General features: G+C 58.5%; 7 protein-coding genes. 4 read left to right on the plus strand and 3 right to left on the minus strand.

The annotated features are described in order from the left end of the window. Positions 1 to 69: 69 nt before the first annotated feature. Both ACWVX6_RS06610 and ACWVX6_RS06615 read right to left on the minus strand, forming a co-directional pair. Positions 70 to 1,833 carry a [FeFe] hydrogenase, group A gene (locus ACWVX6_RS06610; protein ID WP_455152694.1) on the minus strand — a complete coding sequence of 588 codons (1,764 nt, stop codon included), beginning with the start codon at positions 1,831 to 1,833 and terminating at the stop codon, positions 70 to 72. Then, positions 1,827 to 3,659: an NAD(P)-binding protein gene (locus ACWVX6_RS06615; protein ID WP_118728740.1), complete on the minus strand. Its 1,833-nt coding sequence runs from the start codon at positions 3,657 to 3,659 to the stop codon at positions 1,827 to 1,829. Before ACWVX6_RS06615 ends, ACWVX6_RS06610 begins: the two co-directional genes overlap by 7 nt. A gap of 171 nt (positions 3,660 to 3,830) precedes the next feature. Here ACWVX6_RS06615 and ACWVX6_RS06620 point away from each other — a divergent pair, with 171 nt between their 5' ends. The 4 genes from ACWVX6_RS06620 to ACWVX6_RS06635 all read left to right on the plus strand — a co-directional run bounded on the left by ACWVX6_RS06620 (position 3,831) and on the right by ACWVX6_RS06635 (position 6,635). Further along, entirely contained in the window at positions 3,831 to 3,989 is a 159-nt protein-coding gene (locus ACWVX6_RS06620; RefSeq protein ID WP_455152695.1) for a hypothetical protein, read from the plus strand. 47 nt (positions 3,990 to 4,036) lie between these two features. Beyond that, a complete protein-coding gene (locus ACWVX6_RS06625) occupies positions 4,037 to 4,225 on the plus strand; it encodes a ferredoxin (RefSeq protein ID WP_118284581.1) in 189 nt (62 codons plus the stop codon). A gap of 227 nt (positions 4,226 to 4,452) precedes the next feature. Next, positions 4,453 to 5,472, plus strand: coding sequence for a Gfo/Idh/MocA family oxidoreductase (locus ACWVX6_RS06630; protein WP_118284582.1), 1,020 nt, complete (start codon positions 4,453 to 4,455; stop codon positions 5,470 to 5,472). A gap of 311 nt (positions 5,473 to 5,783) precedes the next feature. After that, complete coding sequence (locus ACWVX6_RS06635; RefSeq protein WP_118284584.1) at positions 5,784 to 6,635, plus strand: helix-turn-helix transcriptional regulator; 852 nt, start codon at positions 5,784 to 5,786, stop codon at positions 6,633 to 6,635. A 145-nt stretch (positions 6,636 to 6,780) separates the two neighbouring features. Here the strand turns inward: ACWVX6_RS06635 and ACWVX6_RS06640 are convergent. Next, on the minus strand, positions 6,781 to 9,485 hold a 2,705-nt coding region (locus tag ACWVX6_RS06640), incomplete at its 5' end, for a heavy metal translocating P-type ATPase (RefSeq protein WP_455152696.1).

Raw genomic sequence — 9,485 nt, forward strand, 5'->3', positions numbered from 1 at the left:
TGCGATAAGAACTCCGCCAAATGAGGCGGGCTGAGGGCAGCCCGCCCTACGGGATTGCAGAACCGGCTTTTATCGCGGATTCTGCGGCATCTGCCAGGCGAAATGGTCGCAATGCAGCAGCTCCTCCGCTCTGTGCGAGCACGGCTCATCCAGATACTCGCGGTACAGCGCCTGAACCGCCGGATTTTCATGCGAAAAACGCAGCGGTGCATTCTGATCGAGTCGGAACAGAACCTTGCCGCGGTCGGCGGCCTTTTCGCGGTCGGTGCCGTCCACCGGCTGACCGCCGCCGCCGGCACAGCCGCCCGGGCAGGCCATGATCTCCACAAACTCATAGTGTACCTCACGGCGCTGCAGCGAGCGCAGAAGCTGACGCGCGTTGCCCAGTCCGCTCGCTACCGCGCAGCGCACAGTCCGGCCTGCCAGCTCGAACGTCGCTTCGCGCCACGGCAGCGGAGAGATCGTGCCGTCGTCACGTACCTCTCGGAACGCATCCGGAGACGGATTTTCGCCGGTGGTGAGGAAGTACGCCGAACGCAGCGCAGCCTCCATAACGCCGCCGGTCGCGCCGAAAATAACGCCTGCGCCGGTGCCGTCGCCCAGCGGAGAATCAAACGCGGATTCCGCGATGTTTTCCACATCGAGGTGCTCGGCACGCGCCATGCGCGCCAGCTCTCGGGTGGTGATGACCAGATCGACATCGCTGCCGTGACCGGCTGAATCCATGCTCGGCAGCTCACGCTCGGCCTTTTTTGCGATGCACGGCATGATGGAGATGCTGTAAATTTTGTCCGCGTCCACGCCGAGATTGTGCGCCAGCCAGGTCTTGCCGACCGCGCCGAACATCTGCTGCGGCGACTTGGCGGTGGACAGGCGGCCGGTCATTTCCGGGAACTGCGACTTCAAAAAGCGCACCCAGCCCGGGCAGCACGAGGTAAACATGGGCTGATTGTCCAGATCGCCCGCCTGAAGACGCTGGAGCAGTTCGGTGCCCTCCTCCATGATGGTCAGATCGGCGGAAAACGTGGTGTCGAACACATAATCCGCACCTAATTTGCGCAGAACGGACACCAGCTGACCGACGGTTGCCTTGCCGGTCGACATGCCGAAGGCTTCGCCCCATGCAGCGCGCACAGCCGGAGCAATCTGCACAATGGTCACGCGGTCCGGATCACCGAGCGCAGCATATGCCTTCTGCGTGTCATCGCGCTCGCGCAGAGCGCCGGTCGGGCAGTGCGTAATGCACTGACCGCACAGCGAGCAGTCTGCCTGCTTGATCACGCGGTTTTCCGAAACATCAATGGTGGTGCGCGCACCCGAGCCGCTGATATCCCAGACGGACAGCGACTGCACCTTGTCGCATACCTGAATGCAGCGCATGCACTTGATGCACTTATTTACATCGCGGTAGAGCGGGAACGTGGTCGTCCAGTCTGCCTTTTTGCCGCGTGCAAGGTCGGTGGGGTAGGAAACACCCAGAATGCCCATATCGTTTGCGATCTTCTGCAGCTGGCAGGTGCCCGAGCGGATACAGGTCGCGCACTTGTTGTCGTGCTGCGAGAGGATAAGCTCCATATTGACGCGGCGCGCCTCGAGTGCACGCGGAGAATTGGTGCGGATGACCATGCCTTCACGCACAACGTTGTTGCACGAGGGAACCAGCTTGCCCTCGCCCTCTACCTCGACACAGCAGACGCGGCAGGCGGAGATTTCGTTCAGCTCTTTTAAGTAGCACAGGCTGGGGATTTCGATATCGACAGAGGCGGCGGCATCCAGAATGGTGGTGCCTTCCGGTACAGTCACCGGAATAGAATTGATCGTCAGATTTACCATTTAGAAGAACGCCCTCCCTTGAAAATACCGTAGCCGAAGTGGTCGCAGCGCAGGCAGCGGGAGGTCTCCTGATGAACCTCCTGCTCGGTCATGCCGCACTTTACCAGATCAAAGTTGCCGACGCACTCTTCGGCGGGTCTGCTGCGCAGCTCGATGCGGCCGCAGGCCGGCATGTTGGTCAGATGCGGTGCCGGAATCTCAACATCGCTCTTGATAACGTGACGGAAGCCGAGGTGTGCGTCAATGTTGGCTGCAGCCACCTTGCCGGCGGCTACCGCGCGGATAACGGTCGCCGGACCGGTAACGGCATCGCCGCCCGCGAATACATGCGGGGTGTTCGGCACGAAGGCGTCGGACTCGGCCTGAATCTTGCCGCGCACGACCGGAGCGATCTGCTCGAACGGCTTTGCGTCGATGGACTGGCCGATGGCTACGATAACGACATCGCACGGTGTGCGGAGCAGCGGCTGATCAGCGTCGTAGGGACGCGGACGACCGTCCTTGCCGTAGGAGCCGATGACCTGCGGACGTGTCCACAGAGCGGTAACGCGGCCCGTTTCATCGGTTTCGATGTGATCGGGTGCCTGCAGCGAGAGAATCTGGCAGCCTTCGCTCTGTGCTTCCTCGATCTCCTCAGCGAGCGCGGTCATATCGGTCACGCGTCGGCGGTAGACGCACGTTACTGCGGAGGCACCGAGACGGATTGCGGTTCGGGTTGCATCCATCGACACGTTGCCGCCGCCGATGACGCAGACGCGCTTGCCCTTGAAGTCCGGCACGCGGCCCTCGCCGATGTCGCGGAGCAGCTGCACCGCGGAGTGCACGCCGACTGCGTCCTCGCCGGGAATGCCGATCTTCTTGTCGTTATGCGCACCGATGGAGATGTAAACCGCGTCGTACTGGTTCTCAATCTCAGCGAACGAAATATCGCGGCCGATGGAAACGCCGGTGTGCACCTCAATGCCGGTGGACAGGATGAAGTCGATATCCGCATCCAGCTTGTCCTGCGGCAGACGATAATCCGGAATGCCGTAGCGCAGCATACCGCCGAGCTTGGGACGCTGGTCATAGACTACGACCTGGTGCCCCATCAGCGACAGGAAATACGCCGCCGACAGACCACCCGGTCCGCCGCCGATGATGCCGATGCGCTTGCCGGTCGAGGGTGCGGAATCCGGCGGCGTGGTGTTGTCTGCGTGGTCGCACGCGAAGCGCTTGATGCCGCAGATGTTGACCGCATCGTCCACCATGCTGCGGCGGCAGTGTGCCTCGCACGGGTGCTCGCAGACATAGCCGCATACGGTCGGGAAGGGGTTGTCCTTGCGGATCAGGCGCACGGCGTCGTTGTAGCGGCCGGCACGCACGAGTGCGATATAACCCGGAATATCCACACCGGCAGGGCACAGTGCTACACACGGTACCGGATGATCCCAGCCGAACAGACAGCGGCCGCTTTCCACATGGGAGAGGTAGTCATCGCGGAAGCCCTGCACGCCCTGCAGAACCATGCGGGCAGCCTCATAGCCGATGGCGCAGTCCGCCGTATCCTGAATAACACGGGCGGTTTTCTCGATCAGGTCAATGGTCTCCGGTGTTGCGGTGGAATCCAGCACCTGCTCGAGCAGAGTGGTCAGCTGCCCCAGACCGATGCGGCACGGAACACATTTGCCGCAGGTCTGTGCATGGCACAGACGCAGGAACGACAGCGACATATCCACCGGGCACAGACCCGGAGGACTGGCGCTGATGCGCCGCTCGATATCGCGGTACAAGCCGGCAATGACGGTCTCAGCCTTGCCCGGCGTTTCAATGGATAAACGACTCAAAAAAGTCCCCTCCCTTTCTTGTAAAAACATATAAAAAATAATAGAACTTTTGGGCGGATAAGTCAATTGCAACTCAGTGATTTTGGAGAAAATACCAATAAAAAGCTGCTTGCGATGGCAGCTGGAGGACGGATATGCTATACTGACAGAAAAGAGAAGGAGAGCGAAGCTATGCGTATCATCAATTTCGGTTCGCTGAATATAGATAAGGTATATCAGGTGGAGCAGTTTGTCCGGCCGGGACAGACCATCACCGCAAAGGACTGCGCCGTAGCTGCGGGCGGCTTCGGCGGCATCCGCCATCGCTGTCTCGCGCGCAGGCACGCATAAATCATCGGAAACGGGGCAAACTGAATCTCCGAAAGGAGTGTATCGGTATGCACATTACAATCGAACGAGACGGCTGTATTTCCTGCGGCCTGTGTGAAGGAACCTGTCCTTCCGTGTTCCGCATTGCGGAGGACGGCCTTGCCGAAGTCTATCATCAGCCGGAAACCGCAGAGGAGCAGGCGGGTGCGCAGGAGGCCGCAGGCGGCTGTCCGGTGGCCGTCATTCATGTCAACTGAACAACGTAAGCGTAAAGGCAGACCATCGGGTCTGCCTTTTTGTATCGACCGCAAGAATTTGAAAGTTTGCCCGAGAGCCCCGCTCATATCCCGCAAATAGGGGCGTTCTTTTCGCAAGAATGCTCTGTTTTTTCAGCCCCCGAAACGCTACAATAGAATCATCAAATAGAGAGCGGCAAAACCGCCGCGTAAGAGAGAGAGTTACATATAAAAGGAGAGAATATACCATGAAAACTGTTAAGGTTGGTTCGGTAGGTCTGGGTCGTCTGGGCTATGAGCACGCGAAGAACCTTGCAACGCAGGTTCCGGGCTGCGAACTGGCAGCCATCTGCGACGTAGATGCAAACCGCGTAAAGGAAGTTGCGGCAGAGCTCGGCGTGCCGAATACTTACACCGATTTTGAGGAAATGTGCAAGAATCCGGAGCTGGACGCGATCGTTATCGTTTCCCCGTCCTTTCTGCACTGCCAGCAGATTGAAATTGCCATGAACCACGGCAAGCATGTGTTCTGCGAGAAGCCGCTCGGCACGGATGTTGCACAGTGCAAGGCTGCCGAGAAGGTCATCGAAGCACATCCCGACCTGATCTTCCAGCTTGGATTCATGCGCCGCTTTGACAAGTCCTACGCCGAGGCAAAGCGCAAGATCGATAACGGCGATATCGGCAAGGTTGTTCTGGTTCGTTCCTACACGCAGGACCCGCGCTCCACTATCGAGTCCACCCTCAAGTTTGCACCGCACTCCGGTGGTCAGTACCTCGATATGTGCGTGCATGATATCGACCTCATCCGCTGGTTCACCGGCTCGGATGTCAAGAATGTATGGGCAATCGGCGGCGTATTCGAGTTCGACCTGTACAAGGAGCTGAACGATGCGGACAACGCAGCTGCTACCATCCAGATGGAGAACGGCGCAATGGGCTTTATGTTCACCAACCGCACCCATGCCGCAGGCTGCAATGTCGAGACCGAGATCATCGGCACCCACGGCACGCTGCGCATTGCAAACGTCGGCGCAAAGAACCTGCTGAATATCGTGGATGAGCACGGCTCCCGCGAGGAGTATTATCCGGACTTCATGAGCCGTTGGCACGAGGCTTTCGTAGCCGAGATGGTTGCCTTCACCGGCCATGTCCGCGACAACACCAAGCCGACTGACCTCACCGTTTATGACGGCACCGCCGTTTCCGAGGCTGCTTACCGCTGCAAGGAGTCCTTCGAGACCGGCAAGATGCTGCCGATTCGATAAAATCAGCATAGAGAAAGCCTGTCACCATAGGTGGCAGGCTTTCTGTTATCCGCAGCCCTGCCGGACCGTAGCGGGCGAAGCGCTGCATTGAGTTTTCATCGCAGGAGCGCTATAATAAGTTTATCTGATGATATGTACCGCGATCTGACAAAGGGCAGTATTGCCAAAGGTTTGATCTGGTTTGCGCTGGCAGGGCCGGTCGGTGAGGGCGGTATCCGGATTGCTATCCCGACCGGCTGGTTTTTCGCGGATACTATCTCCGCCGCAGAAAGGCGCTTTTGCCGCAGAATTGAGGGAAAAGGAGCGTTTTTATGATTCAATGCTTTGTGAAAAAAGAATATGAAGCGCCATTCGGCCTGACGCAGATGCCGCGTCTGTTTTCGGTCAGCCGCACGGACGAGAAGGCGTCGGCACATCCGCGTGTTATGCACGCGCATGATGATTTAGTGGAAATTGTACTCGTGCGAGGCGGCGAGAGCCGCTATTTTGTCGGCGGCACGCCGTATGAGGCACGCCGCGGCGATCTGTTCATCTTCAACAGCCGCGTCGTGCACGATGAGCCGTCCGGACCGGATCGTCCGGTAGCAACCTCAAGTCTGGCGCTTGGCGGACTGGCTGTGCCCGGACTACGCGAAAATACGCTGATCGCGGAGGATTCATGTCCGGTGTGCCGCCTGACCGAGCCGCAGACCGTGCGGCTGGAGCATCTGTACGACGTGCTTTACAATGAGCTGACCGAGGGCAACGACGACGGTGCACATCATCTTCTGCTTGCGATCCTGACGCTTGTGCAGCAGTTCCGCGCGACCGCAGCCGAGGGCAGCACGCACAGCGGCAATGCCTTTGCACAGCGGATCAAGGATTACATTGACAAGCATTTTGCGGACGAATTTTCTTTGCAGCAGATGGCGGATGCGCTGCACGTCAGTCCGTACTATCTGGCGCATATCTGCAAGGAAGTGACCGGATATTCGCCGCTGCAGTATGTTCTGCGCCGCAGGATTGGCGAAGCGCAGACGCTGCTTATCACAACTGATTTGCCGGTAACACGGATTGCATCGCAGGTGGGGTATGACAACCCGAGCCATTTCAATGCGCAGTTTTCCAAGGCGGTGGGTATGGCGCCGAGGACTTTTAGAAAAGAGTATGTTTTCCACAAATGAGTTTGCTTGCCGGGTGTAAACGGTGGTTTGCCGTTCGCCTCTCAGGCGAAAACCCTGCGTATCAGCACAGACGATATGGTATACAAAAGACTCCCGTTCCAATCGGACGGGAGTCTTTCTATATAAAATGTGCAAAGAGTATGCATTATTCGGTCTTCATATACAGCATGCGGATCGAATTGAGCACGCACAGCATAGCCACGCCGGTATCAGCGAATACGGCCAGCCACATGGATGCGATGCCGAACAGGCCGAGGAGCATAATAAGAATCTTGATCGCGAGTGCAAACACGATGTTCTCCTTGGAGACGATATTCGCCTTGCGGGCGATCTTGATCGAGATCGGGATGGAGGCCAGGTCGGCGTTCATGAACACCACGTCGGCAGCCTCGATTGCCGCGTCTGCGCCGCTGCCCATTGCCGCGCCGACATCTGCACCGGCGAGTACGGGAGCATCGTTGATGCCGTCACCGACGAACATAACCGCACCGCGCTTCTCGCGGATATCGGTCAGCGCCGACAGCTTATCCTGCGGGAGCAGGCGGGCACGCACTTCGTCAATGCCGACTTCCTGCGCAACCGCGTCCGCACTGGCCTGACCGTCACCGGTCAGCATGGCGGTGGTGAGTCCCTGCGCCTTCATGCGGCTGATTGCGGATTTGGCATCTGCCTTGATGGTATCGGCAATGTCAACATGACCGAGGAAGTGACCGTCCATCGCCAGCAGCACTTCCGTGCTACCCGGGGTGCCGTGGTAGCCGGAAAGGTCGATATTATTGCGCTCCATCAGCTTTACGTTGCCGCAGAGTATAGTTTTGCCTTCCAGCTCGGCGAAAACGCCTTCGCCGGCCTGCTCGCGGATGTTCTCAACCGTTGCACCAACGGCAACAAGAGAAAAGTCGCCGGCCTTTGCCGCGGACGTTTTGCGCTCCTCGTAGGAGTTGATGATGGACTTGGCAATCGGGTGGGTGGAAGCGCCTTCACAGGCGGCAGCCAGCCACAGAAGCTCATTCTCATCGAGCGGAACGCCCTGCGCCGGAACGACCTTCTGTACCACAAAGTTGCCCTTGGTGATGGTGCCGGTCTTATCCATAACGATGGTCTTAACGTTATTCAGTGCTTCCAGAGAAGCGCCGCCCTTGAACAGGATACCGCGTCTGGAGCCTGCGCCGATGCCGGAGAAGTAGGTCAGCGGTACGCTGAGCACCAGTGCGCACGGGCAGGAGATTACAAGGAAGGTCATCGCGGTGTAGACCCACTTGTGCCACTCGCCGGTAACAAGGCTCGGGATAATGGCGGTCAGCAGGGCAATCGCAACAACAGCCGGGGTGTAAACGCGTGAGAAACGGGTGATAAAGCGGTCGATCTTCGGCTTGCGGGCCGCTGCATTCTCCACGCTGTCGAGAATGCGCTGTACCATGCTCTCAGCGAGAATGTGGGTGACACGCAGCTTGATCGCGCCGTCGGTGTTGACACAGCCGGAGGTTGCCTTGTCGCCGGCAGCGACACGAACCGGAACCGGCTCACCGGTAACAGCCGAGGTATCCAGACGGCTTTCGCCTTCGACAACCTCGCCGTCCAGCGGAACGCGGTCGCCCGGGCGCACCAGAACAATGTCGCCCTCCTGTGCGTCTTCAGCAGGAATAACCTCGATTTTGCCGTTGTCCTTGACCAGATTTACCGTCTCGGGACGCAGGTCGATCGCATCCATGATCTGCTTGCGCGAACGGTCAACCGCACGATCCTCAAAGTATTCGCCGACACGGTAGAACAGCATAACGCCGACAGCCTCGTCGAACGAGCCGACCGCCCATGCACCGATGGTTGCAACGGCCATCAGAAAGTTTTCGTCAAATACCTGACCGCGGCCGATGTTCTTGACAGCCGTCAGCAGGACATGGCGGCCGAGCAGCAGGTAAGCCGCGATGAGCAGCACCAGCTTGACAGCCATGACCGGAATGAGCAGACCGGCAACGAACAGCGCTGCACCGATGAGCATTTCGGCAAGCGGATGGCTGCTGCTCTCTTCCTTTTCCTCCTCGGGAGCGATTACCTTGACTTCACTCTCGATATTTGAGCAGATTTTACGGATTTCGGGAAGCAGTGCATCAGGATTGTCGCCCTTGACGCGCAGCTGCTTGGTCTCGTAGACCAGCACGCAATCGTCGATGCCGTCCAGCTGGCTGATCTGGTGCTGCATTTTCGCAGCGCAGTGTGCGCAGCCGAGGTTTTCGAGCATGTAAACGCGCTGACCGTCCTTGCCGTAGTGCTTGGGTTTGGGTGCAATGACCTTGGCTTCGCTCTCGATGGACGAGCAGATCTCACGGATTTCCGGCAGGAGCGCATCCGGATTTTCGCCGGTTACGCGCAGCTGCTTGGTCTCAAATACGAGAACGCAGTCCTCTACGCCCTCGAGTTCGCTGATGCGCTGCTCCATTTTTGCCGCGCAGTGTGCGCAGCCGACATTCTGCAGCGTGTAAACGCGCTTAACGCTGTGCGCGCCTGCAGAATGTTCGTGGTGGTGGTGCTCGTGCTCCTCATCCTGATCGTGGTGATGATGATGTCCGCAGCCGCAGTCGCATTCATCGTCATGATGATGGTGGTGCTCGTGCTCCTCGTCCTCGTCGTGGTGGTGATGGTGTCCGCAGCCGCAGTCGCAGTCATCGTCATGATGATGGTGATGCTCGTGCTCATCCTCATCGTGATGGTGATGGTGTCCGCAGCCGCAGTCGCATTCATCGTCATGATGATGGTGGTGATGCTCGTGCTCCTCATCCTCATCGTGGTGATGATGGTGTCCGCAGCCGCAGTCGCAGTCATCGTCATGATGGTGGTGGTGCTCGTGCTCCT

This window comes from Butyricicoccus sp., assembly GCF_977037065.1.

Bases quoted from the DNA above. Each gene is read 5' to 3' on its own strand.
- ACWVX6_RS06610 (WP_455152694.1), bottom strand. From the start codon at position 1,833: ATGGTAAATCTGACGATCAATTCTATTCCGGTGACTGTACCGGAAGGC.
- ACWVX6_RS06620 (WP_455152695.1), top strand. From the start codon at position 3,831: ATGCGTATCATCAATTTCGGTTCGCTGAATATAGATAAGGTATATCAG.
- ACWVX6_RS06625 (WP_118284581.1), top strand. From the start codon at position 4,037: ATGCACATTACAATCGAACGAGACGGCTGTATTTCCTGCGGCCTGTGT.
- ACWVX6_RS06630 (WP_118284582.1), top strand. From the start codon at position 4,453: ATGAAAACTGTTAAGGTTGGTTCGGTAGGTCTGGGTCGTCTGGGCTAT.
- ACWVX6_RS06635 (WP_118284584.1), top strand. From the start codon at position 5,784: ATGATTCAATGCTTTGTGAAAAAAGAATATGAAGCGCCATTCGGCCTG.